Origin of the sequence: Corallococcus macrosporus DSM 14697 (assembly GCF_002305895.1) — a bacterium.
Taxonomy (GTDB): Bacteria; Myxococcota; Myxococcia; order Myxococcales; family Myxococcaceae; genus Myxococcus; species Myxococcus macrosporus.
The window spans coordinates 743,793-766,870 of record NZ_CP022203.1 but is presented as its reverse complement, the minus strand read 5'-3'; the positions used below and the strand labels follow the sequence as shown (position 1 = coordinate 766,870).

At 71.7% G+C, this 23,078-nt stretch carries 22 protein-coding genes; 15 read left to right on the top strand and 7 right to left on the bottom strand.

Annotated elements, in window-relative coordinates; genetic code table 11:
• The first annotated feature begins 9 nt into the window (after positions 1-9).
• Both MYMAC_RS03275 and MYMAC_RS03270 read left to right on the top strand, forming a co-directional pair.
• Positions 10-588 carry an SH3 domain-containing protein gene (locus MYMAC_RS03275; RefSeq protein ID WP_239989318.1) on the top strand — a complete coding sequence of 193 codons (579 nt, stop codon included), beginning with the start codon at positions 10-12 and terminating at the stop codon, positions 586-588.
• Entirely contained in the window at positions 585-1,562 is a 978-nt protein-coding gene (locus MYMAC_RS03270) for a M48 family metalloprotease (protein ID WP_095957001.1), read from the top strand. The genes MYMAC_RS03275 and MYMAC_RS03270 overlap by 4 nt, the downstream gene beginning before the upstream one ends.
• 10 nt (positions 1,563-1,572) lie before the next feature.
• Here the strand turns inward: MYMAC_RS03270 and MYMAC_RS03265 are convergent, their stop codons facing one another.
• From MYMAC_RS03265 to MYMAC_RS03255, 3 genes are read right to left on the bottom strand one after another with little or no spacing between them, the layout of a single operon-like run.
• On the bottom strand, positions 1,573-2,862 hold the full coding sequence (locus tag MYMAC_RS03265; protein ID WP_095957000.1) for a coiled-coil domain-containing protein: 1,290 nt from the start codon (positions 2,860-2,862) through the stop codon (positions 1,573-1,575).
• Between the two features lie 5 nt (positions 2,863-2,867).
• Positions 2,868-3,827 (bottom strand): ParA family protein, encoded by a 960-nt coding sequence (locus tag MYMAC_RS03260; protein ID WP_095956999.1) that lies wholly within the window; start codon positions 3,825-3,827, stop codon positions 2,868-2,870.
• A gap of 40 nt (positions 3,828-3,867) precedes the next feature.
• Entirely contained in the window at positions 3,868-6,279 is a 2,412-nt protein-coding gene (locus tag MYMAC_RS03255; protein WP_095956998.1) for a HEAT repeat domain-containing protein, read from the bottom strand.
• A 421-nt stretch (positions 6,280-6,700) separates the two neighbouring features.
• On the opposite strand from MYMAC_RS03255, the gene MYMAC_RS03250 reads away from it, so the two are divergent.
• The 5 genes from MYMAC_RS03250 (at position 6,701) to MYMAC_RS03230 (ending at position 10,158) form a co-directional block, all read left to right on the top strand.
• Positions 6,701-7,066 (top strand): helix-turn-helix transcriptional regulator, encoded by a 366-nt coding sequence (locus MYMAC_RS03250; RefSeq protein WP_013936220.1) that lies wholly within the window; start codon positions 6,701-6,703, stop codon positions 7,064-7,066.
• Between the two features lie 145 nt (positions 7,067-7,211).
• On the top strand, positions 7,212-8,111 hold the full coding sequence (locus MYMAC_RS03245; RefSeq protein ID WP_204817349.1) for a fatty acid desaturase family protein: 900 nt from the start codon (positions 7,212-7,214) through the stop codon (positions 8,109-8,111).
• Positions 8,112-8,191: 80 nt separating this feature from the next.
• Entirely contained in the window at positions 8,192-8,962 is a 771-nt protein-coding gene (locus MYMAC_RS03240) for a helix-turn-helix transcriptional regulator (protein ID WP_095956996.1), read from the top strand.
• Between the two features lie 255 nt (positions 8,963-9,217).
• A complete protein-coding gene (locus MYMAC_RS03235) occupies positions 9,218-9,496 on the top strand; it encodes a hypothetical protein (protein ID WP_095956995.1) in 279 nt (92 codons plus the stop codon).
• Positions 9,493-10,158 carry an ATP-binding cassette domain-containing protein gene (locus MYMAC_RS03230; RefSeq protein ID WP_095956994.1) on the top strand — a complete coding sequence of 222 codons (666 nt, stop codon included), beginning with the start codon at positions 9,493-9,495 and terminating at the stop codon, positions 10,156-10,158. The genes MYMAC_RS03235 and MYMAC_RS03230 overlap by 4 nt, the downstream gene beginning before the upstream one ends.
• A gap of 39 nt (positions 10,159-10,197) precedes the next feature.
• On the opposite strand, the gene MYMAC_RS03225 is transcribed toward MYMAC_RS03230, so the two are convergent.
• Together MYMAC_RS03225 and MYMAC_RS03220 are read right to left on the bottom strand one after the other, a co-directional pair.
• On the bottom strand, positions 10,198-11,517 hold the full coding sequence (locus tag MYMAC_RS03225) for a sensor histidine kinase (protein WP_095956993.1): 1,320 nt from the start codon (positions 11,515-11,517) through the stop codon (positions 10,198-10,200).
• Between the two features lie 121 nt (positions 11,518-11,638).
• On the bottom strand, positions 11,639-12,271 hold the full coding sequence (locus MYMAC_RS03220; RefSeq protein WP_013936226.1) for a phospholipase D-like domain-containing protein: 633 nt from the start codon (positions 12,269-12,271) through the stop codon (positions 11,639-11,641).
• Positions 12,272-12,369: 98 nt separating this feature from the next.
• Here MYMAC_RS03220 and MYMAC_RS03215 point away from each other — a divergent pair, with 98 nt between their 5' ends.
• From MYMAC_RS03215 to MYMAC_RS03195, 5 genes are all read left to right on the top strand, one after another.
• Positions 12,370-13,053, top strand: coding sequence for a TetR/AcrR family transcriptional regulator (locus tag MYMAC_RS03215; protein ID WP_095956992.1), 684 nt, complete (start codon positions 12,370-12,372; stop codon positions 13,051-13,053).
• Positions 13,054-13,080: 27 nt separating this feature from the next.
• Entirely contained in the window at positions 13,081-14,532 is a 1,452-nt protein-coding gene (locus tag MYMAC_RS03210; protein ID WP_095956991.1) for an aldehyde dehydrogenase family protein, read from the top strand.
• Positions 14,533-14,569: 37 nt separating this feature from the next.
• On the top strand, positions 14,570-16,009 hold the full coding sequence (locus tag MYMAC_RS03205) for an aldehyde dehydrogenase family protein (protein ID WP_095956990.1): 1,440 nt from the start codon (positions 14,570-14,572) through the stop codon (positions 16,007-16,009).
• Between the two features lie 74 nt (positions 16,010-16,083).
• Positions 16,084-16,668, top strand: coding sequence for a PH domain-containing protein (locus tag MYMAC_RS03200; RefSeq protein WP_095956989.1), 585 nt, complete (start codon positions 16,084-16,086; stop codon positions 16,666-16,668).
• Positions 16,661-17,431 carry a PH domain-containing protein gene (locus MYMAC_RS03195; RefSeq protein WP_095956988.1) on the top strand — a complete coding sequence of 257 codons (771 nt, stop codon included), beginning with the start codon at positions 16,661-16,663 and terminating at the stop codon, positions 17,429-17,431. Before MYMAC_RS03200 ends, MYMAC_RS03195 begins: the two co-directional genes overlap by 8 nt.
• Positions 17,432-17,439: 8 nt before the next feature.
• Here MYMAC_RS03195 and MYMAC_RS03190 read toward each other — a convergent pair whose 3' ends face one another.
• Positions 17,440-19,062, bottom strand: a complete 1,623-nt coding sequence (locus tag MYMAC_RS03190; protein ID WP_095956987.1) for an ABC-F family ATP-binding cassette domain-containing protein — start codon at positions 19,060-19,062, stop codon at positions 17,440-17,442.
• Positions 19,063-19,247: 185 nt separating this feature from the next.
• Here MYMAC_RS03190 and MYMAC_RS03185 point away from each other — a divergent pair, with 185 nt between their 5' ends.
• From MYMAC_RS03185 to MYMAC_RS03175, 3 genes are all read left to right on the top strand, one after another.
• A complete protein-coding gene (locus MYMAC_RS03185) occupies positions 19,248-19,874 on the top strand; it encodes a phenylalanine--tRNA ligase beta subunit-related protein (protein ID WP_095956986.1) in 627 nt (208 codons plus the stop codon).
• An 80-nt stretch (positions 19,875-19,954) separates the two neighbouring features.
• Positions 19,955-20,704 (top strand): DUF481 domain-containing protein, encoded by a 750-nt coding sequence (locus MYMAC_RS03180; protein WP_239989317.1) that lies wholly within the window; start codon positions 19,955-19,957, stop codon positions 20,702-20,704.
• A 157-nt stretch (positions 20,705-20,861) separates the two neighbouring features.
• A complete protein-coding gene (locus MYMAC_RS03175; protein ID WP_013936237.1) occupies positions 20,862-21,200 on the top strand; it encodes a CBS domain-containing protein in 339 nt (112 codons plus the stop codon).
• A 173-nt stretch (positions 21,201-21,373) separates the two neighbouring features.
• On the opposite strand, the gene MYMAC_RS03170 is transcribed toward MYMAC_RS03175, so the two are convergent.
• The gene (locus tag MYMAC_RS03170) at positions 21,374-23,074 is read right to left on the bottom strand and encodes a dihydroxyacetone kinase family protein (RefSeq protein ID WP_095956985.1); all 1,701 of its coding nucleotides are present in this window, start codon (positions 23,072-23,074) and stop codon (positions 21,374-21,376) included.
• Positions 23,075-23,078 lie beyond the last annotated feature (4 nt).

Genomic DNA, 23,078 nt, shown 5'->3' with positions numbered 1-23,078 from the left:
CGGGGAGACATGGAGATGAAGACGCGGGTGGCGTGGGCCACCGCCGTGCTGACGCTGGCGCTTCCAACGGCGGCGGCGGCCGTGAAGGTCGGCGAGCCGCTGTACGTGAAGGCGAAGAACACGCGCGTGCTGGCGAGCCCGTCCGGCTCGGCCAACGCCGTGGCGGTGCTCCAGCCCGGGGAGCGGATTACGTGGGGCGGCGCGGACGCGAAGCACAAGCAGTGGCACAAGGTGACGACGTCCACCGGGAAGAAGGGCTTCGTGTTCCAGACGAACCTGTCCACCACGCCGCCCAACATGGAGCTGGTGACGGGCAGCGGCGGCACCCAGCAGGTGGACCCGAAGAAGTTCGTGGCCAGCGGCGCCGCGGTGAAGGCGCTCAGCCCCGGCGCGGAGCAGTACGGCAAGGACAAGGGCGGGGACCACGGCGAGGCCGTGGACGACATCAAGGCGCTGGAGGCGCTGGCGAAGTCCGTGTCCACGGCGGACATCGCCGCCCACGTGACGGCGGCGGGGCTCTTCCCCGTGGTGGGCGCCAACGACACGGTGGCGAAGGCCGGAACGAACAAGCGGAGCGGCAAGCGATGATGCGCACGGGTTGGAAGGTGCTCGCCCTGGTGGGGCTGAGCGCGGTGACGACGTCCTGCAAGGGCCTCAACACGGCCACGCTCACCCAGGCCCTGGACAAGGTGAACACCTTCTCCGTGGAAGCTCAGCGGTGCGAGAAGATGCACGCCGACCCCGGCGTCCAGGAGGAATACGCACTGGGCGGAGCGCTGGCCATCAACTTCGTGCGCCGGGGGGACGGACTGCTGCTGAGCGGCCCCGATGACGCGCTCCACCGCTACGTCAACGTCGTGGGGAAGAACCTGGCGGCGCAGTCCGCGCGGCCCACGCTCGAGTGGACCTTTGGCGTGCTGCGGGACACCTCCCAGTTCAACGCGATGTCCGCGCCCGGCGGCTACGTCTTCGTCACCCGGAAGCTGCTCCAGGGGCTGGAGAACGAAGGCGAGCTTGCTGGCGTGCTGGCCCACGAAATCGCCCACGTCACGCTCAAGCACGCCATCCGCCAGTACGGCGAGGCGAAGGTGAAGACGTGCACGCTCGTCACCCTGGGCGAGTCCGCCCTCCCTCCCTCCGCGGTGAGGCTGCTCTCCGCTGGCCGTGACGGCGACGGCTCGCTGGACCTGGACAAGGACTCGGGGCTGCTGGGCTACCTGAGCGAGAAGACCATCGAGCTCATCGACAAGGGCAACGCCAAGGAGCAGGAGCTGGAGGCGGACCGCGTCGCCGTCGAGCTGATGCTGTCCGCCGGCTACACGCCGGATGACTACCTGGCCCTGCTGGCCAAGACGACGGACGGGGGTGGCGCCTTCGCCAACCACCCGGGCAAGGACGAGCGCCGGGACAACATCCTGGCCCACGTCCAGGCGCTGAAGCAGCCGGACGGGGCCTTCCGTGGACTGGCCACCGAAGGGCTCCGCTCGCCGCCGCTCAGCCCCGCCTTCGCCGCCGTGCGCGGTGGGAGCAGCGCGCGCGGCGTGGCGAAGGACGGGAAGTAGACAGCCGGGGTCAGCGCACCGTGGCCTGGCTCAGGGCCCGGTGCACCGACTCCAGGGCCTTGCGCGCCTCCAGCAGCTCGGCGCGCTCGGCGGTGAGCGAGGCCACCTGCTGGGCCAGCACGTCGCGCTCACCCTGGAGCGTCTCCACGGCGCGGCGCAGCGAGGAGGACTCGTCCTTCGCGGTCTCCAGCTCACCGGCGAGCCGCTCCTCCTCGGCCAGGCTGTCCACCAGGGACTGCTTGCCGCGGGCGACCTCGTCCTCCAGGCCCTCGCGCTCCCGGGCCGCGGCATGCAGCGCCTGCCGCGTCTCCTGGAGCGACAGCAGCGCCTCGTCGCGCTCGCCCTCCAGCGCGGCCAGCTCGCGCTCCAGGTCGGCCAGCAGCTTCACCCGGCCCTCCATCTCCGAGGACAGGCGGCGCGCCTCGTCCATGCGCAGGCGGGCCTCTTCCGTGGCCTTCTCCGCCTGACGGCGCGCCACTTCCAGGTCGTGCGTGAGGGAGAGGTTGAGCGCCTTCACCTTCACCAGCTCCGCCTGGAGGATGGTGATGCGCTCCACCGCGCGCTGGCCCGCCTCCGCCACGGTGGCGGGCAGCGGCTCCGGACGCGGGTTCTCCCGCACCGCCTTGAGCCGGGCCTTCAGCCGCTCACGGCGGCCCGCGGCGTCGTGCGAGTCCTCGCGCGGCGGGGCCGGCCGCTGCACCTCCACCTCGGTGGGCGGCGCCTCGACACGGGCCACCGGCTCCGCGACGGTGGCGGTGACATGCGACATGGAGACGGGAGCCGAGGCCTGCGTCATGGGGTGCGCCTCCGGAGGAGGACTGACGGCGTCGAAGTGCAGCGCCGGGGGCGGCGCGGCGAAGGTGACGGGTTCGGCGGACGGCGCGTCGTCGAGCAGCGCCTCGGGCTCCGGCGGCGGCGCGCCGTAGGTGACGGGCACGTCGGCCACGGCCTCCGGCTCAGGCGGGGGCTCCTCGTAGACGGGCGCCGCTTCCGGCTCGGGCGCGGCGTAGGCGGCGGGGTCCTGCTCCGGCTCCGCGTAGGCGACGGGGTCCTGCTCGGGCTCCGGCTCGCGCAGGGCGGCGTCCATGGCCTGGGCGGCGCTGGGGCGCGGGGCGCGGGCGCGCTCGACGCGGGCGCGCACCTCGGCGGAGAGGTCGGGGGCCTCGGCGACGGGCTCGGGGGCCGCTTCGGCCTCGGGCTCGGGAGGCGCGGGCTCGACGGGGTCGACGAGGCCCGTCAGCGCGCCCAGGCGGAGGCGCGGCTTGGCGCGGGACACGTTCTGTTCAAAGGCTTTCTTCATGGTTCTCAGCCGGCCTGCTGGGTGCCCTTCGTCTGGGCGGCGGCTGCCGCGGCCACCAGCCGGGGCAGGATGTTGTCAATCATGGCCTGGATGTCGTTGGCCCCCTTCGACGAGGGGTCCGCGACGAACACCGGCCGACCCTCGCTGGAGGCCTGCGCGAACTTGGTGCACTGCCGGATGATGGTGGGCAGCAGGAACTCCGGATAGTGCGTCTGGAGCGCCTCCAGCGCCTCCTTCGCCAGCTTGAAGGTGGCGTTGAAGGAGTTGACCACGATGAAGACGTGGTCGAGCACGTGGTTCAGGTCCTCCTCCAGGCTCTGCACCGTTTCGAACAGCAGCTTGAGGCCGTGGAAGGACAGGAAGTCCGCGAGCACGGGGACGAACAAGTCATTCGCCGCCATCAGCGCGTTGAGGTTGAGCAGGCCGAAGGACGGCGGCGCGTCGAAGACGACGACGTCGTACTGGGCCTCCACGTCCTTGAGGGCGTTGCGCAGCTTGAACTCGCGGCCGGCCATGGGCATCAGCGCGAGGTCCACCGTGGACATGGTCAGGTTGGAGGGGACGAAGTCCAGGTTGGGCAGGGAGGACTTCTGGATGACCTTGGCCAGGGGCGTCTTGCGGACCAGCACGTCCAGGAGCGTCTTCTCGAAGTCCTCGCCTTCGTAGCCCAGGCACTTGGTGGCGTGGCCCTGGCTGTCCAGGTCGATGAGGAGCACCGCGTAGCCCAGCTCCGCCAGGCGCCAGGCGTAGGAGGTGGACAGCGACGTCTTGCCGGTGCCGCCCTTGAAGTTCAGGAAGAGCTGACGCCGGTGGCCCAGGCGCGCCGGGAAACGGTCCAGCGTGGCGCGCAGCTCCCAGATGTCGTCCGGCGTGTAGGCGTCCTTCCGCGATTCCTCCGGAATCTGCTTCGGGGACACGCCGAGCATCTCGGCGACCTGCTTGGAGCTGTACGTCGGCGCTTCCATGGACGACCCTTCGAAAGACGTGCGGGACGGCTACCTTGCCTCAAGCGGCGAAGTATTTGTGCCCCCTTCGAATCACTGCTCCCCTGGCGGACAACAGGGTGAGCGCCTCCTGGGCGAGCTCCGAGGGCGCCGAGAGCGCGACCGCCAGCTCGACGAGCGAGCGGCCTCGGACGGCGGCACGGACCTCGGCCAGCATCTGCGTGCAGAGGGTCTCCACGGGTGACGCGCTGGAACGCGCGGGGGCGGCCGGGCGGGCCGGCTCGGCGGCGCGCGGCGCGGGGGCGGCCTGTCCGGGCACCGCGCCCATGGCCACCAGGGCGGCTTGGACGGGGGACAGGCGGGCGGCCGGGGCAGCGGGAGCGCGCGGGGCCGGCGGAGATTGAGGAGCCGAGGCTGGCGGACGCGGCGCGGTAGCGGTGGCCTGTGGAGCCGGCGCGGGCGAACGCTGAGCCGTGGCGGCCTGCGGAGCTGGCGTAGGCGGACGTTGCGCAGAGGCGGCCTGCGGAGCTGGCGTAGGCGGACGTTGCGCCGAGGTGGCCTGTGGAGCTGGCGTAGGCGGACGTTGTGCCGAGGCGGCCTGTGGAGCTGGCGCTGGCGAACGCTCGGCCGTGCCGGCCTGTGGAGCTGGCGTAGGCGGACGTTGCGCCGAGGTGGCCTGTGGAGCTGCCGAGGGCGAACGCTGCGCAGTCGGTGCGGACTGCGGAGCGGGCGTGGCGGCCTGCGGAGCCGGCGCGGACGGGCGCTGCACTGCCGTGGCGGCCTGCGGAGCCGGCGCGGACGGGCGCTGCACCGGCGCTCCAGGAACGCTCCTCGCCTGATGCTGCATGCCAGCGTCGGGAGCCCCCGCGGCGGCGCGCGCCACGGGCGCCGGGGCACCAGACACGGCCCCCACACCCACGGGCGCCCTGCTCACCGAAGCAGCGGAGGCATCACCCCGAACTCCCGCCGAATGCTCCGGCGCAGCGCCAGCCCCCTGCGAGAGCCCCACCGTGACGGCCTGCCGATTCGCTGCGCCCACGGCCGCGACCGCATACGCGGGCTGCGCGACCTGCGCCTGAACCACGTCCTGGGCCACCGCGGCGACGGCCACCTCCGGCGCGACCGCCTGCACCACGGCCACCACCGGCCGAGGCTGCTCCAGCCGCGCCCGAACGGGCTTCACGGGCAGCGTCGCCAGCCGGCGAATCTCCCGGCGCCGGTGCGTGTCATCCAACGCCACCACGGCCGACACGTCCTGCCCCAGGATGCGGGACAGGCTCTGCGCGGCCGCCTTGCGCACGCGCGGCTCCCGGTCACCCAGCGCGCCCAGCAGCAGCGTGCGCGCGTTCTCCCCACTGCCGGCCCCGAGCGCCAGCGCGGCCAGCGCGCGCGCCTCTGGATCCGCGTCGTGGATGGCCTCTTCGCCCAGCCGCCGCGCCGTCTCCCCTTCCAGGCCCAGCGCCAGGAGTGACGCGCGCCTGCGCACCGAGCGGTCCGAGTCCTTCATCGCCTGCGCCAGGTGCGGCGCCGCGTCCTTCGGCGCCAGCGTCAGCAGCGCCTTGAGCGCCGCGATGCGCACCTCCGGCACCGGCGACGCGAGCAGCGGCGACACCACCGACGCGCCCTCCTCCTGGCACAGCGACGCGAAGGCCTGGAGCAGCGCCACCTGCGCCGTCGGGTCCGTCTCCGCGTGCAGCGCCGACGCCAGCGCGGGCGCGGCGGCCGGCTGGGACAACGCCTTCAGCCGCTCGGCGGCGCGCACCCGCGCCGCGCTGTCCTGCGCGGACAGCTCCCGGATGGAGAACCCGAACAGCGTCTCGTCCGACGTCCCACCGTAGCCCGCGTGCGAGGACAGCTCCGCGTGCTGCGCCGCGCTCACGCTCAGCCGGCCCGCCTGCAGGAAGCGCTGCGCCTCGCGCGCCACCGGCGACAGGCTGTCGGCCTCGGGAGCGGAGGCCACGGGCGGCTCGCTCACCGGCGCCTGCGTCAGCGCGACGCTGGCCTGCGTCTCACGCAGCGGCACGGCGGAGCCCCGCGTGGGGACCACCAGCCCGCGCGCCACCGGGCCGCCCTCCCCGCGCAGAATCACCTCGCTGCGGAGCTGGGAGATGAACGACGCCAGGTCCAGCCCCAGGTCGTCGTCCTCGTCGTCGCGGTCCTGGGACGAGGCGCGGATGCGGCCCACGTCCAGGAGCTTGTCCATCATCTGGTTGCGCTCGGCGCGCATCACCTGGTTGAGCCGGTTGAGCTCCTCGCGCTCGGCCTGGAGGCGGCCCACGCGGACCTCCAGCTCCGCCACCTCGCGGCGCAGCCCCAGCTCACGCTGATGCGTCTGGGCCACCTCGCGCTTGAGGTGCTCCATCTCCTCGCGCGTCGAAGTCAGCTCGCTGTGGAGCTGCTGGGCACGCGCCTCGAAGTAGACGATCTTTTCGAGTGCGCTCTTGAGCAGCGCGTCCGGACGCTCGTCGCTCACGACCTCAACAGCCTCCCCGCGAGGCACGCGGCGCGGCCTGCGGATCCGAGTCACCGGGGGTTTGCACCGGATTCCCGGTACCTACCGGGGCGCCCACCCTACGTCAGACGTCCTCACTTCGTAAACCACGGAAACACCAGGGCTTTTTCCAGTCCGCCCCGAGCCGCCATTGACAACGCCGCCCAGGCCGAATTTTCGGCTTCCGCGCGATTGCGGGCGCCGCTCGCGACACATGCATCACGGGGGTTTGAAGCGCTCGGTTCCGGACGCTCCAGCAGGCCCTCCCGGAAGCCCCGGAATGTCAGACCCCACTCGTAATCTGTGTTCCACGAGGCAGCCAACGGCCGTCACTTCTCCCCGGTGCCTCTCCGCCTGGATGCGGGGGGACGAAGCCCTCTTTTCGACAGGTTTTCCGCACGCCATGGAACAACGACTGGCAACCCTCATTGGAAACGCGGTCCGCGCGGCGCGACAACGGCTGGAGCTGACCCAGGCCGACGTGGCCGAGCGCGTTGGCATCGCCACCGAGGTGTATGGCCGCCTGGAACGCGGCCACATGCTTCCCAGCGTCCGCACCCTGCGCAAGCTGTGCCTGGTGCTCAACTGCTCGTCGGACGTGCTGCTGGGCATGGCGGGCGCGGGCGTGGAAGGCGCGCCCACGCTGGCGGAGGATCCGCCGGAGTACCGCGAGCGCCCTGAAGTGCGCCGCCTGCTGCGCACGGTGCGCAAGCTGGACGCACCGCGTCTGCGGCTGCTGGGACAGGTCGCCAACGCCCTGGAGACCTAGCGATACAGCGAGGACCCGGCCGGGGCGGTGCAGACCCTGGCCGGCACCTGAAGGGTGGTGAGGGGCCGGACGGATTGCGCCCTGGCGCAAGCGCTTGGCGCGTGGAGTGAAGCAGCCGCTGCTGGGGGGGCGTACTGAATGCTTCATGACCCCCGCCCGCCCCTCGCCCCCTTCAGCCGACCTGCCGCAGCTCGCGGTGCACGCGTTGTGGTGGGGGTGGTTCCCAGCCTTCATCCTGAGCTGGGACGCGCTGCCCTGGCCGGGGCGGCTGGGCATGTGCCTGTTGGGCTGGGCCATCTGCTTCTGGAACTACGCCGTCCTGCACAACCACATGCACGTGCCCGTTGCCCGGCCCAGGCTGGCGCACTGGCTGGTGTCCCGCTCGCTGGGCATGGCCTGTGGCTTCCCCTACCGGGGCTACTTCATCCACCACTTCAACCACCACCGGTACGATGACGGTCCGGGAGACTGGGGCCGCCGCCGCCCCGGAGAGCGCGTCTTCCGCTACTGCCTGCGCAACGCGCTGACGCCGTGGCTGTGGCCCTATGAGACGCTGGGCCAGGTCTGGCAGTGGGCGAAGAAGAAGCAGCAGCGGCTGGAGCTGGGGGTGGACTTCCTGGTGGTGGACGGCCTGCTGCTGGCGCTCGTCGTCTGGAAGCCCGCGCTGGGCCTGGCCTGGTGGGGCGTGCTGCTGGTGACGCAATTCTGCATCCACTGGCTCAACCTGGCGGCCCACTTCGAAACGGACTCGGAGCAGAAGGACGCCCTGGGGACGACGTCCTACTCCGCCTTCTACAACCGCTGGTTCTTCAACGCGGGCTACCACCAGGCCCACCACCTGAAGCCCCAGGTGCCCTGGTACGAGCTGCCGGCCCTCACGGAGACGCTCGCCCGGACGGCCAGGCTCCGTCCAGAGCTGACAACCGGGCTATCCCCCATCAATCCGTTGTGGGTGGCCCGGGTGGCGAAGCGCTATTCTGCCAAGCCGTGCGATCCGCAGACGGAGTCGAAGATTACCTCCGGGACCCCCACGGCCGTTACCTAGTCGGGGAGGGCTTCCTCCACTGGTACGCCTCGGCGGACCTGTGCGGCTTCATCCTCTGGGGGCGCCCCGGTGAGGCCGAGGTGCGCCGGCTCGTCCAGGTGCTGGACGTGGAGCTGGCCCCCGCCAAACCGCACGCCTCGCTGGTGGATGCGCGCCGGCTCGAGGCCGCCGACCCCATGGCCTTTGCCGCCCTGGTCAAATACATGCAGCCCCGCGAGAAGGACTTCAGCGCCTCCGTGCTGAAGCAGGCGTTGGTGCGGCCCGAGGGCGTGGTGGGCGCGGTGGTGGGGGGCTTCTACACGCTGCTGTCCGGCGCCTACCCCAGCCGGGCCTTCACCGCCCCGGACACCGCCCTGCAGTGGCTGGGGCAGCCGGAGGCCCAGGCCGCGGCGCTGCTGGAGGAGCTCAACGGCCTGGTCGCGGAGGCCACCGGCCAGTCTCCCCTGCTGCGGGAGCTGCACCAGGTGATGCGGGGGCGGCTGCCGGAGGTGAACCTGTCGGACGTGGCCCGGGAGATGGGCATGTCCGAGCGGACGCTGCAACGGCGGCTGAAGGAGGCCAGCACGTCGTTCCAGGCGGAGCTGAACGCGGTGCAGGTGCGCATGGCGCAGTCACTGCTGCGCGAGTCGAACATGAAGCTCACCGCCGTGGCGGTGGAGGTGGGCTGCGCCTCGCTCCAGCACTTCAGCAGCCTCTTCCGCAAGCTGGTGGGTGAATCCCCCAGCGCCTGGAGGGACCGACAGCGGCAGCCACAGGGCCTGGACACGCCGCCCTCCGTCGAGTCGCTGGAGGACGCGGCAGCGGCGGCCGGCCCGGCCCCCGCCGTGGGCGCGCCCGAAGTCCCCGAGTAGCCTCGCCCCGGAGCCGGGAAGCCGCTGGCTCCCGGCAATCCGTGCCAGCCAGCACAGGCGCTCAACATTCCCATAGTTTGTCAGGCCGGAGCGCTTGTCGCGGCGGCCGACGCGCAAGTCTTTGACACCTGATGGGTGCGATGAAGGACGCGCGGGACTGCGCGAGTTCCCTGTCTCAGCGGACTTTCAGACTGATTCCCGCACTCCGCGGCGATTTGACACGAATTATCCACAAACACTACAAAATCAAGGAACGTGACGCCCGGTCAATTACAGACAGCGCTGACGGATGCGGTTCACCTGGCGCGGCAGGTGGACCTGCGCCGGTGCGAGGAGGAGGCGTCTTCGCAGCTCGTACAGGCGATGGTGCCCGCGCCGCGCCACGCCGCGGTGTGCTTCTCCGAGCTGACGGGCCGGGACATCTTCGAGGAGCTGCGCATCGAGGACCGCACCGATCGGCGGCGGAACCGGATGTCCTGGCCGCCGCACGCTGAACGCCGTCCCCCTCGCCCCCAAGGAAGCGCAGCGCCGTGATTCAAGCCAGGAACCTGGGTGCCGGCTATGGCCCTCGCGCGGTGCTGGCGAAGCTCTCCTTCGACCTGCCCTGGCGGCGCACCACGGTGGTGTTGGGCTCGGGCGGCAGTGGCAAGAGCACCCTGCTCCGGGCCCTGGTCAACGGCGGGCTCGGCGACGGCGCGGACTTCTGGGTGCGGGGGGAGCTCTCCCTGCCCGTGTCGGCGCAGGCGGTGGTGCCCCAATCCCGGCCCGCGGAATCGCGCAGCCTGGGTGAGCTGCTCGGCCCCGACGCGCGCCAGACGCTGGAGTCCGTCTGGGCCTGTGCGCCCGCGGCGGCCGTGCGGCTGGACCGCCTGCGGGAGCGCCCCGTGGCCCTGCTGCCCGAAGGGTTGTGGCGGCTGGCCCTGCTCACCGCCGCCATCGCCAGCAAGGCGCCCCTGGTGCTCCTGGACGAGCCCGAGGTGGGGCTGACGGGCGACAGCGTCCGGTGGCTCGCGCGGCGGCTGCTGATGCTGCGGGCCGAGCGCACCGTGGTGCTCGTCACGCAGCACCTCCCGCTGGCGCGCATGGTGGCCGACCACGTGCTGCTCATCGACGACGGGATGCTCGTGGACCAGGCCTCGCCCCGGGACTTCTTCGACGAGCCCACGTCGCCCGGCATCCGCCAGCGCACCGGCTGACTCGGGCGCGGGCTCCACCGTCCCTCGGCGCCGCTCCGCTCAGGCCGGGGCCTGTCGCAGGTCGAGGACGAAGCGGGTGCCGCCGTCGGGGTGGTTCTCCGCCGACAGGGTCCCCCCGACGCTCTCCACCTGGTCGCGGCACACCGACAGCGCCAGCCCCGCGGCCCGGGCGCGCGGGAAGGCGGAGAAGGGCTCGAAGAGGCGTGGCAGCACGGACTCGGGGATGCCCGGGCCGTTGTCCTCCACCTCCAGCCGCACGCCGTCCTGGAACGTCCGGGCACGCAGGACGACGCGGCCCGGGCGCCGGGGCTGCGCGTCATCCACCGCCTGGGCCGCGTTGAGGAGCAGCTTCACCAGCACCTCCACCAACCGCCCCAGGCCCATGCGCACGCGGGGCAGGTCCGGCGCCACGTCCTCCACCACCTCGCTCAGGCCGCGCAGCTCCGCGGACGCCAGCCAGCGCGCCTTCGCCAGCGCCTCCGCCACCGCGCAGGCTTCGTCGTCCTGGGGGTTGGCGCGGGAGAAGTCGCGCAACTCCGTGACGATTTGCTGGATGCGCAGCACGCCCTGCTGCGTCTCGTCCACCACGCGGCGCAGGTCCTCCACGTCCGGGGACGGCTCGCGCAGCTCCTCGTCCAGGTAGCCCAGGTTGGACTTCACATAGGACAGCGGGTTGTTCACCTGGTGCGCCACGCCCGCGGCCAACTGCCCCACCAGGGCCAGCCGCTCCATCTCCGCGCGGTGCAGGTCCGCCTGGGCGCGCAGCCGCTCGCTCTCCGCCAGCCGCTCCAGCGCCACCATCCGCGCATCGCCCGCGGCCCGCTCCGCGTCACGCAGCCGGCGGAACGTCTGCGAGCCGAGCACGGACACCCACGCCACGAATGCGAAGGACAGGCCCTGCGACACGGCGACCTGCAGCGGCGCCCCCGAGGCCCAGCACGTCACCAACACGGACACCAAGGTGAGCGCGCACGCGAGCTGCGTGGGACGGCGGTGCCCCGGCGTGAAGACGCAGATGATGAGCGGCACCGCGTACAGCGAGGGGAAGAAGGGGCTGTAGATGCCTCCCGTGAAGTGGATGTCCAGCGTGAGCCCCGCCAGGCTGACGACGGCGGCGCCCATGCCGATGGTGGGCGGCGACAGCCACCGGGCCGCCACCGCCACGCCCAGGAAGATGAAGGCGGCGCACCAGCCCAGGTGGACCCAGAGCACCCGCGGGACGACCTGCCCCAGCGTCAGCGGCTGCATCACCAGCGACAGCGCGAGCCCCGCGGCGCACAGGAAGAAGTTGCGGCGCCGCAGCTTGAGCTGGGATTCCAGCTCGGGAGGTGAGGTGGCGGAGTCGGTGGCCGGGCGCACGAGAGGCTTCCTGATGCGAGACGAGGAGCGCGCGAAACAGCGCTCACGCTACAGCGGACGGGGACTGATTTCAGCCCGCACTCCGTCGTGCCTGACACACCCGACGCGCGGTGTGGCCCGCCTAGCGTCCGGCCCCTTTCGTGCTCCGTTGGATTCGGCGTGCCTTGCCCAGGCGCGTGGCGCCAGCACGAGGACGGCGCGGCGTGGGCGCTCGCTTGCCCGCGGGCAGGATGGGGTCGGGACAGACCGCTCGGAGCTTGCACGCCTTGCACTCCGCGCCGCTCCACACCGCTTCGTAGAGCGCCGTCACGCGGTCGATGACGTCGAAGTCCTCGGTGACGAAGCCCAGCTCGAAGTTGCGCGCCGACTCGCCCTTGGCGCCCAGCCCCGCGCCGGTGAGGTTGGCGCTGCCCAGGTAGGCCCACGCGCCGTCCACCACCACCGCCTTGAAGTGCACGCGCGGGCAGACCTTCAGTGACAGGCCCCCCGCCACCAGCCGGGCCTGCCGGTCAAAGGCGGCGCGGAAGGGCCGGCTCGGCAGCTCCGCGTGGAGCAGGCGCAACGCCACCCCGCGCGCCGCCAGCGTGTCCAACACGTCCACCAGCGGGACGAAGCGCCCCCCGTGCTCCACGAACATCGCCTTCACGTTGGCCGTGGCCATCCACACCGACTCCCGGGCGTGGAGCAGCTTCTCCAGCACCACCTCCCGGTACAGCGCACTGCCCGACAGGAGCTCCGCCTCGATGGGACGCATGCCACGCACTTCACCACACATACCCCCACCCAGCCAGCCGGTGAACAAATGACCTTGAGTCACTTGACGAATGACCCGGGGTCATTACTTCATGCGGCATGGTCGGCGACACGGCGGCGAAGGCGAAGCGGGCCCTGCCCCAGCGAGCGCGCAAGGACGAGGACAAGGAGGCGCGGCGGCGGCTCATCCTGGATGAGGCCCTGGCCCTGTACCAGGCGACGTCCTACGCCGAGGTGAAGATGGCGGACGTGGCGGGGCGGGCCCTGATGGCCAAGGGGACGGTGTTCCTCTACTTCCCCACCAAGGAGGCGCTGTTCCTGGCGCTGCTGGAGGACCTGCTCTTCGCGTGGTTCGACCGGCTGGAGGGCCTGCTGGCCCAGGGCGAGCCCGGCTGGACGGGGCCCCGGCTGGCGCGCACGGTGGCCGAGTCGCTCGAAGGAGAGGTCGCCCTGACGCGGCTGCTCGCGCTGCTGCAGACGGTGCTGGAGCAGAACGTGACGGCCGAGCAGCTCCGCCCGTTCAAGGAGCGGCTGCTGGCGGCGCTGCTCCGCGCGGGCGCACAGGTGGAGCAGCGGCTCCCCTTCCTTCAAGCGGGTGACGGCCCGCGCTTCTTCATCCACCTGCACGCGCTGGTGACGGGCCTGCGGCAGATGGCGGACGTGGCCCCCGTCGCGCGCGACGTGCTGGAGGCCCAGCCGCACCTGGCGCCGCTGCGCGTGGACTTCACCGCCGAGCTGACGGCGGCCCTCACCACCCTGCTTCGCGGGCTGGAGTCCCGCTGAGCCCCTTCCCCACCCCTGGAGAACCCCATGCTCGAAGCCACGTCACACGCCGCCTCGCAGCCCACCGCCGACACCGAGCGCCTCCGCGCGGTGTTCGAGGCCCAGCGCGCGAACCGCTGGAACCTGTCGCGCTCCACCGCCGCTGAACGCATCGCCCGGCTGAAGCGGCTGCGCGAGGCCATCGTCAGCCGCCGCGCGGAGCTGGCGGACGCCATCCACGCGGACTTCCGCAAGCCCGCGGTGGAGGTGGAATTGACGGAGCTGCACCCCACGCTGGAGGAGCTGAACCACACGGTGCGGCACCTCAAGTCGTGGATGAAGCCCACGCGCGTGGGCACGCCCATGCCGCTGGCGGGCTCGTCGAGCCACGTGCGCTACGAGGCGCGCGGCACGGTGCTGCTGCTGTCGCCGTGGAACTACCCCTTCAACCTGCTGGTGTCGCCGCTGGTGGCCGCCATCGCCGCGGGCAACGCCGTCATCTGCAAGCCCAGCGAGAAGACGCCGAACACCTCGCGCTTCCTGGCGCGGCTGGTGAAGGACGTGTTCCCGGAGAACGAGGTGGCGCTGTTCGAAGGCGGCGCGGAGACGGCGGAGGCGCTGCTGGAGCTGCCCTTCGACCACATCTTCTTCACCGGCAACACGCGCATCGGCCGCAAGGTGATGGAGGCCGCGGCGAAGCACCTGGCCAGCGTGACGCTGGAGCTGGGCGGCAAGTCGCCCGTCATCGTCGACGAGACGGCGGACCTCGCCGCGGCGGCGGAGCGCCTGTGCTGGGGCAAGTTCATCAACGGCGGCCAGACGTGCGTGGCGCCGGACTACGTCTTCGTGCACGCGTCGAAGGAGCGGGCGTTCCTGGACGCGTTCAAGGCGGCCATCACCCGCTTCTACGGCGGCACGGAGCAGGAGCGGCAGGCGAGCCCCGACCTGACGCGACTGGTGGACCCGGTGGCGTGGCGGCGGGTGAAGGACCTGATTGACCGCTCGGTGGCCGCGGGAGCGACGCTGGAGGTGGGCGGGGAGGCGGACGGGCCCTCGCGCTACATCGCGCCCACCGTGCTGTCTGGCGTGACGGCGGAGAACCCGGTGATGGAGGGGGAGATTTTCGGCCCCGTGCTGCCGGTGCTCACCTTCCAGTCCCGCGAAGAGGTCTACGCGCACATCCGCGCGGGCGGGAAGCCCCTGGCGCTCTACGTGTTCAGCCAGGACAAGCGGGCGGTGGAGGACATCTTCCGGAACACCACCTCGGGCGGCGCGGTGGTGAACAACGTGCTCGTCCACCTGGCCAACCCCAACCTGCCCTTTGGCGGGGTGGGGACCAGTGGCCTGGGGAACTACCACGGCCACTACGGCTTCAAGACGTTCAGCCATGAGCGGGCCGTGATGGTTCAGTGGATGAAGTCGCTGGCTTCGGTGTTCTTCCCGCCGTACCGCGGGAAGGCGCAGGAATTGGCCTCCCGCGCGACCCGGCTGTTGGAGTAGCACCCCAGGCCGGGGCACCTCCGGAAGGAGCCGGGCGATGCGCGTGGTGAAGCTGGAAGAGGCACGGATGCCGGACGGCGTGCAGGAGGCGTTCGACCGCCTCCACGCGCATCGCTGGGAGGTGGCGCGCCGCGGCGTGAAGGAACGGCTGGCCCGGCTGGAGCAGCTCAAGACGCTGCTCATCTCCCGGCGCGAGGCCCTGGCCGAGGCGCTCCACGCCGACTTCCGCAAGCCTCGCGCGGAGGTGGAGGCCACCGAGGTCCTCCCCGTCCTGATGGAGCTGGCCTCCATCCAGAAGCACCTCAAGACGTGGATGAAGCCCCGCAAGGCCGCCACGCCCCTGCTGCTCACCGGCACCTCCAGCTTGGTGCGGTACGAGCCCCGGGGCGTGGTGCTGGTGCTGGCCCCATGGAACCACCCCTTCCACCTGCTGGCGGCCCCGCTGGTGGCCGCGGTGGCGGCGGGCAACGCCGTGCTGTGCAAGCCCAGCGAGAAGACGCCGAACACGTCGCGATTCATCGCGGCGCTGGTGAAGGACGTCTTCCCCCCGGAGGAGGTCGCGGTGGTGGAGGGCGGCCCGGAGGTGGGCGAGGCGCTGCTGAGGCTGCCCTTCGACCACTTCTTCTTCACCGGCGGCGCCCGCGTGGGCCGGCGGGTGATGGAGGCGGCGGCGAAGCACCTGGCCAGCGTGACGCTGGAGCTGGGTGGCAAGTCGCCCGTCATCGTCGACGAGACGGCGGACGTGGAGGCCGCCGCCGAGCGCGTGGTGTGGGGCAAGTTCCTCAACGGCGGGCAGACGTGCATCGCCCCTGACCACGTCTGGGTCCACGCGTCGAGGGAAGAGGCGCTGCTGGAGGCGATGAAGGCCACCCTGGAGCGCTTCTACGGCCGCACGGAGGAGGCGCGCCGCGCGAGCGCCGACCTGTGCCGCATGGTGGATGACGGCGCCTTCACGCGGGTGCGCCAGTTGATGGACCGCACCGTGGAGGCCGGCGCGCGGGTGGTGACGGGCGGCGGCGTGGACGCGGAGTCGCGCTACATCGCGCCCACGGTGCTCGCGGACGTGGCGCCAGACGCGCCCATCATGGCCGAGGAGGTTTTCGGCCCGGTGCTGCCGGTGCTGCGCTTCGAGTCCCTGGATGAAGTCGTCTCGCACGTGCGCGAGGACGGCAAGCCCCTGGCGCTCTATGTCTTCAGCAACGACGAGGCCGCGGTGGAGCGGCTGCTGCGGGACACGCGCTCGGGCGGCGCGTGCATCAACACGGTGGTGCTGCACAACGTGAACCCGAACCTGCCCTTCGGGGGCGTGGGCACCAGCGGCCTGGGCGCCTACCACGGCGAGGCGGGCTTCCGGACCTTCAGCCACGAGCGCGCGGTGCTGCGCCAGGGGCGCACCTCCCTGGTCCACCTGTTCTTCCCGCCCTTCACGGGCAAGGCGCAGAAGCTGGCGCGGCTGGCGGGGCGGCTGTTCGAATAGGCGTGAAATGGGAGATGCTGGGGTCCGTAGTGCCTGAGCCGTCTCTTTCAAGAACGCCTGCCGGGGAGCCGCACATGACAGCCTCGGGGTCGCCCTCCCCTCTGACGATGGTCCCCGGTGACGGGGGCTTCCTGTCGCGCCTGCCCACGGTGCTGCAACCGCACCGCAGCCTGCTCGCCTACTACCTCGTGAGCGCGCTGCTCGCCGGGCCCGGCTTTCCCATCCTCGGGCTCATCCGCTACTTCAAGTACCAGACGCTGCGCTACTCACTGGACGCCGAGGGCATCACCGTCCGCTGGGGCATCCTCTTCCGGCGCGAGGTGTCCCTCACCTACGCGCGCATCCAGGACATCCACCTGTCCAGCAACGTGATGGAGCGCTGGCTGGGCCTGGCGCGAATCCAAATCCAGACGGCCAGCGGCAACTCGCACGCGGAAATCACCATCGAGGGCATCCCCGAGTTCGCCGCCATGCGGGACTTCCTCTACTCGAAGATGCGGGGGAGCCGGGAGCGCGCCGCGCCCTCGCACGACGCGGCGCACGCCGCGCCGGGGGCTTCCGATGAGCTCGCGGCGACGCTCCAGGAGATTGCCTCCGAGGTGCGGGCCCTGCGGCTGAGCCTGGGCGGCGGCGACCCGCGGGAGAAGCAGGATGTCTGACGCCGCGCCCGCCTGGTTCCTGCGCCTGCTGAAGGTGCCCCCCGCGCCGCACATCCCAGAGGGCGCGGCGGTGCGCGTGTTCCGCGCCGCACAGGCCCATCGCCAGCTCCAGTTGCTCCGCTGGGGCCTGCGGCAGGCTGGCGTCGTGGTGGGCCTGATTTTCACCTGGGTGGCGGTGAAGAACCGGTTCGTCCCGCACCTGCCCTACGAATACGCGGGCACCGTCTTCTTCATCTTCGAGCTGTTCGCCTGGCTCGCCTTCGCCGTGCAGGCCCCCATCACCTTCCTGGTGGCGTGGCTCGACTACGAGTACCGCTGGTACATCCTCTCCGACCGGAGCCTGCGCATCCGGGAAGGGCTCGTCTCGCTCCAGGAGAAGACGATGACCTTCGCCAACATCCAGCAGGTCTCCATCCGGCAGAACCCGCTCCAGCGGCTGTTCGGCATCGCCGACGTGAAGGTGGAGACGGCGGGCGGCGGCAGCAAGGGCGGCTCGGCGGACGCTGACGCGTCACACACCGAGGGCCTGCACGAGGCCCACTTCCGCGGCGTGGACAACCCCGAGGAGATTCGCGACGTCATCATGGCGCGGGTGCGCATGCACCGGGACGCCGGGCTGGGTGAGCCGCAGCATCCCGAGCCAGCCGCCCTCCCCGTGTCAGCGGGCCCCTCGGCCGCGACGCTGGGCGCCGCGAAGGAGCTGCTGGGCGAGATGCGAGCGCTCCGAAGCACCCTGGCGGCACGGGGCCGCGTGGAGCCCTGAGCGCCGCCTCAGCTTCGCAGGCCGGGCGCTTCCTGGCCGGTGCGGGCCACGTACTCGGTGTAGCCGCCGCCGTACTGGTGGATGCCCTCGGGCGTCAGCTCCAGCACGCGGTTGGACAGCGCGGCCAGGAAGTGACGGTCGTGGGAGACGAAGAGCATCGTCCCCTCGTAGCGGGAGAGCGCCGTAATCAGCATCTCCTTCGTGGCCATGTCCAGGTGGTTGGTGGGCTCGTCCAGCACCAGGAAGTTCGGCGGGTCGAAGAGCATCTTCGCCATCACGAGCCGGGCCTTCTCACCACCGGACAGCACGCGACACTTCTTCTCCACCTCGTCCCCGGAGAAGCCGAAGCAGCCGGCCAGCGCCCGCAGCGAGCCCTGCCCCGCGCGCGGGAAGGCGTCCTCCAGCGACTGGAACACCGTCCGCTCGCCGTCCAGCAGGTCCATGGCGTGCTGGGCGAAGTAGCCCATCTTCACGCTGCCACCCAGGGCCACGTTGCCCTCGTCCGGCTGCGTGGAGCCCGTCACCAGCTTCAGCAGCGTGGACTTGCCCGCGCCGTTGACGCCCATGACGGCCCAGCGCTCCGTGCGGCGCACCAGGAAGTCCAGCCCCTCGTAGATGGTCCGCGAGCCATAAGCCTTGTGCACGTTCTTCAGGCTCACCACGTCGTCGCCCGAGCGCGGCGCGGGCTGGAACTCGAAGAGCACCGTCTGGCGGCGCTTGGGCGGCTCCACGCGCTCAATCTTCTCCAGCTTCTTCACGCGGCTCTGCACCTGCGCGGCGTGCGAGGCGCGCGCCTTGAAGCGCTCGATGAACTTCAGCTCCTTGGCGAGCATGGCCTGCTGGCGCTCGAACTGCGCCTGCTGCTGCTTCTCGTTCATGGCCCGCTGCTGCTCGTAGAACTCGTAGTTTCCGGTGTAGGTCGACAGCGAGCCGCCGTCGATTTCGACCACCTTGTTCACGATGCGGTTCATGAACTCGCGGTCGTGCGACGTCATCAGCAGCGCGCCGTCGTAGTTCTTGAGGAACGCCTCCAGCCAGATGAGGCTCTCGAGGTCCAGGTGGTTGCTCGGCTCGTCGAGCAGCATCGCGTCCGGGCGCATCAGGAGGATGCGGGCCAGCGCCACGCGCATCTTCCAACCGCCCGACAGCGCGCCCACGTCGCCGTCCATCATCTCCTGGCTGAAGCCCAGGCCCGCCAGAATCTCCCGCGCGCGGCCCTCCAGCGCGTAGCCGCCCAGCTCCTCGAAGCGCCCCTGCACCAGGCCGTAGCGCTCCACGAGCTTGTCCATGTCGTCCGCCTGGTCCGGGTCGGCCATGGCGGCCTCCAGCTCCTTCAGCTCGGCGGCCACGGTGCTCACCGGGCCCGCGCCGTCCATGACCTCGGCGGCGGCGCTGCGGCCCTCCATCTCCCCCACGTCCTGGCTGAAGTAGCCAATGGTGACGCCCCGGTCGACGGCGACCTGGCCCTCGTCGGGGTGCTCCTGGCTGGTAATCATCCGGAACAGCGTCGTCTTGCCGGCGCCGTTGGGACCGACGAGCCCGACCTTCTCCCCCTTGTGGAGCGCCGCGGAGGCCTCGATGAAGAGAATCTGCTGGCCGTTCTGCTTGCTGATGTTGTCGAGACGAATCATGTGCGTACGGGGGGCCCGGAAGCGGGTGCGGCGCCCTTATGCCACGTAGCGCGCCTCGGGAAGAATGTTCCGAACTGCTGGAAAGCCACTTCTCTTGCACGGGAGCGGACAGGCGGGGGAGCCCTCCGTCCCAGGCAGGAAGTGGGACCTGCCCCCACTCCGGCCGTGGCGTAGACTGCCGCGCCGTGCTGACCGTCGACGCCCACCCCTCCCTGGACACGCTGGCCTTCACCACCACCTTCCCCGGGCCGCTGGGCGGGCTGCCCTCCCCGGAGTGGCTGGTGGCCCTGCTGAAGCCCGGCGCCACCGCGCCCCTGGCCAGTGACGACACCGTGCGCGGCGCCATCCGCGACATGCTCCGCCACGGCGGCTACAAGCCCACCGGGCGCGGCAAGCCCGCGTCGGAGTACCTGGTGCGGGCCTCGGGGGACGGCTCGCTGGGCGCCATCAACCTGGCCGTGGACGCCTGCAACGCGGTGTCCCTGCACAGCGGCCTGCCCATCAGCGTGGTGGACCTGGACCGGGCCACCGCGCCCTTCCGCGTCGGCGTGGCCCCGGAGGGCGCGCAGTACGTCTTCAACGCGTCCGGGCAGAGCATCGACCTGGCGGGACTGCTGTGCCTCTTCGACGCGGAGGGCCCCTGCGCCAACGCGGTGAAGGACGCGCAGCGCACCAAGACGAACGCGGACACCCGCCGCACCCTCACGGTGCTCTGGGGCGCCAAGGCCCTGGGCGAGCGCACCGCGCGCGCCTTCGACTGGTACCGCGAGCTGCTGGAGCGCGCGGGGGCCACGGTGGAGCGCCTGCCCTGAGGCGCGCGGGCGCGCTTGAAACGGGCCGGCCAACAGTGCAGACCCACGCCATGGCGGGAGTGAAATCAGGCGGCAGGTGGGTGCTGCTGCTCGCATGGCTCCATGCGGCAACGGCGTCGGCGCAAATCATCAACGTCCAGGCGTTGTTCGACGAGAACATGGGCCCGGGGCATTCCGTGGCCGTGGACCTGGGCGCGGACTGGCGCACGGGCAGCATCGACCTGTTCAGCTTGCGCGGCGCATTGCTGGGCCAGTGGCGCACGGAGAAGCACACCTGGCTGGGCGTCGTGCGCGGCGAGTACGCCTTCGCCGCCGAGGAGGTCATCGTCAGCAAGGTGATGGAGCACGTCCGCTACCGCTACGGCTTCACGGAGCGGCTCTCCGGCGAGGTGTTCGCCCAGCACGAGTTCGACGAGTTCCGCCGCATCCAGTTCCGGGCCCTGCTGGGCGCGGGGCCCCGGGTGAAGGTCCTGACGGACAAGAAGGCCACGCTCGTGGTGGGGCTGGCGCTGATGCTGGAGCATGAGCGCATCCGCCGGGACGCCGAGCCGGACGCCGGGAAGTTCCGCACCGACCCGCGCCTGTCCAGCTACGTGCTGGGGCGGCTGGAGTTCATGGAGAACGTCTTCCTGGTGCAGACGCTCTACGCCCAGCCCCGCGTGACGAACCCCGCGGATATCCGCCTGCTCAACGACACCATCTTCGAGGTGAAGCCCAACGCGCGCCTGTCGGTCGCCATTGGCTTCAACCTCACCTTCGACAACTCCCCGCCCCTGGGCGTCCCCAAGCTCGACACCCAGCTCCGGACCTCGGTGGGCATCCGGCTGTAGCCCGCCGCGGGCCCACGCCGCCCCTGGAGGACTGTCACCCCGGCGACATCAACCAGCCCTCGCCTGCCACCCCGTCCCTGGCGGGCGGGCGCGCCGCTGTTGGCAACCGTTTTGCTTCTGTGCCTCGCAGGGCAACAACAGGGCGGCGAGGTGGGAAATGACGGAACTGTACATGGAGCGCAAGGACACGGTGGCGAAGGCGGTGACCCTCTTCCCGAAGGACACGGTGGTGAGGGCGCTGTCGCTGATGCAGCGGTATGGACTGAGCCGGCTGCCGGTGGTGGACGAGGTGCACGGCGAGCTCATCGGCGACGTGACGGCCGACGACCTCACCCGGGTCTGGCAGCACGCCCCGCTGGCCTGTATGTCGGAAATTCTTTCACTGAAATCCCTGCGGGCCGAGGACCTGGAGGACGCCACCCGCTGGGGGCCGCGCATCACCCTGGTCTCCCCGCTGGTGGACGTGTACCAGACCAGCAAGCGCTGGGTGCAGTAGGCGGGATGGGCAGAATCTAGCGTCCGCCCCTCGTGCGAGACGCTCCTGAGAGCCGCGGTGGGCCTCGCGCCCGTCGCGGCTCTCGCCGTTCACCGGGGGCCTCGCGCCCGCGCCGTCACGTCCTGGCCCGCGCCAGGTCGACGAAGGACTCGAGCACGGGCCCTTGGCGGCGCTCAGCCGATGGCGGGCGTCAGCGCCTTCATCCAGACAACGACGGCGGCGGCGCCCGCGTCCGGAACACCGACGGCGCGCGCCCCCAGGTAGCTGGCACGGCCCAGGCGCGGCTGCATCTGGGACGTCGCCTCTTCACCCGCTTCCGCGGCCCGCACCGCCGCGGTCCAGGCGTCGCGCGCGGACTGCCCTTCCCGCACCGCCTTCGCGAAGGCCTCCGCCGCGGGCCGCAGCGCGTCCAGCATGGTCCGGTCCCCGGGCCGCGCGCCGCCCAGGTCCGACACGGCGGTGACGGCCAGGTCGAAGGCCTCCGCCCACGCGGCGGCATCCGCGGGCCCTTCCGCCAGCCGGCGCGCGGCGCGCAGCAGCGCCGTCGCATAGAAGGGGCCCGAGCTGCCTCCAATGCCGCGCCGCAGGGCGTTGCCAATGGCCGTCAGCGCCCGCGATGGGCGGGTCCACACGTCCCCCGGCAGCGCGCGAATCGCCTCGGCGCCACGCACCAGGCTGATACCCAGGTCGCCATCTCCCGCCGCGCTGTCGAGCGCCGTCAGCCGGGCCTCCGACAGCTCGAACGCGTCCGCCACCCGCAGGGCCGCCGCGCGGAAGGGGTCCATCCCCGGCAGCGGTGCTTCCGCCGCCAGCGGCGCCGAAGCCGCGGCGGACGGAGGCCGGTGCATCCGCGGCTCGTCCGGAATCCGTCCCGCGCCAGGCCACGCGGGCGCGTCCGCCGCCGCGTCCAGGCGGGCCAGCCGCGCGTCGTCCACCTTCAGCAACGTGAGCGAGCAGCCCGGCATCTCCAGCGCGGAGAGGAACGTCCCGCTCCAGGCCCGCTCCACGCGGATGCCGCCCTGACGGAGCGCGGCCAGCGCGTGCCGGGCGACGATGGCCAGCTCCATGGGCGGCGTTCCACCCAATCCGTTGACCATGAGCACCACGCGGTCTCCGGAGCTGATGCGGCGGTCCTCGACGATGGTGGTGAGCAGCGTGTCCACCAGGCGGTCCGCGGGCTGCATGGGCGCGCGCCGCACGCCCTGCTCGCCGTGGATGCCCAGGCCCAGCTCGATTTCGTCCTCGCCCAGCGTGAAGCCGGGCTTGCCCGCCGCGGGCACGGTGCAGGGCCCCAGCGCCACGCCCATGGTGCCCAGCGCCTCCGCCGCCGCGGTGGCCTCGCGGAGGACGTCCTGGAGCGGCGCGCCCGCCGCCGCCGCCGCGCCCGCGACCTTGTGCACCAGCACCGTGCCGGCGATGCCCCGGCGCCGCGCGGGCTCCACCGTGTCGTGCAGGGACACGTCGTCCGCCACCACCACCGTCTCCACGGGGATGCCCTCGGCGCGCGCCAGCTCGGCGGCGAGCCCGAAGTTGAGCCGGTCCCCGGTGTAGTTCTTCACGATGAGCAGCGCGCCCGCGGGCCCCGCGACGGCGCGGATGGCGGCGAGGACGGCGTCCGTGGAAGGCGAGGTGAAGACGTCCCCGGCCACCGCCGCGTCCAGCATGCCCGCGCCCACGTAGCCCGCGTGCGCCGGCTCATGGCCGCTGCCACCGCCGGAGAGGACGGCCACCTTGCGCGCGTGGACGTCGGACGGCGCGTCGGCGCGCATCACCACGGACTCGCCCTCCAGCAGCACCTGTCCGGGGGAGAGCGAGACGAGCCCCTCGAGCATCTCCCGCACCACCGCGCGCGGGGCGTTGACCAGCTTCTTCATGGAC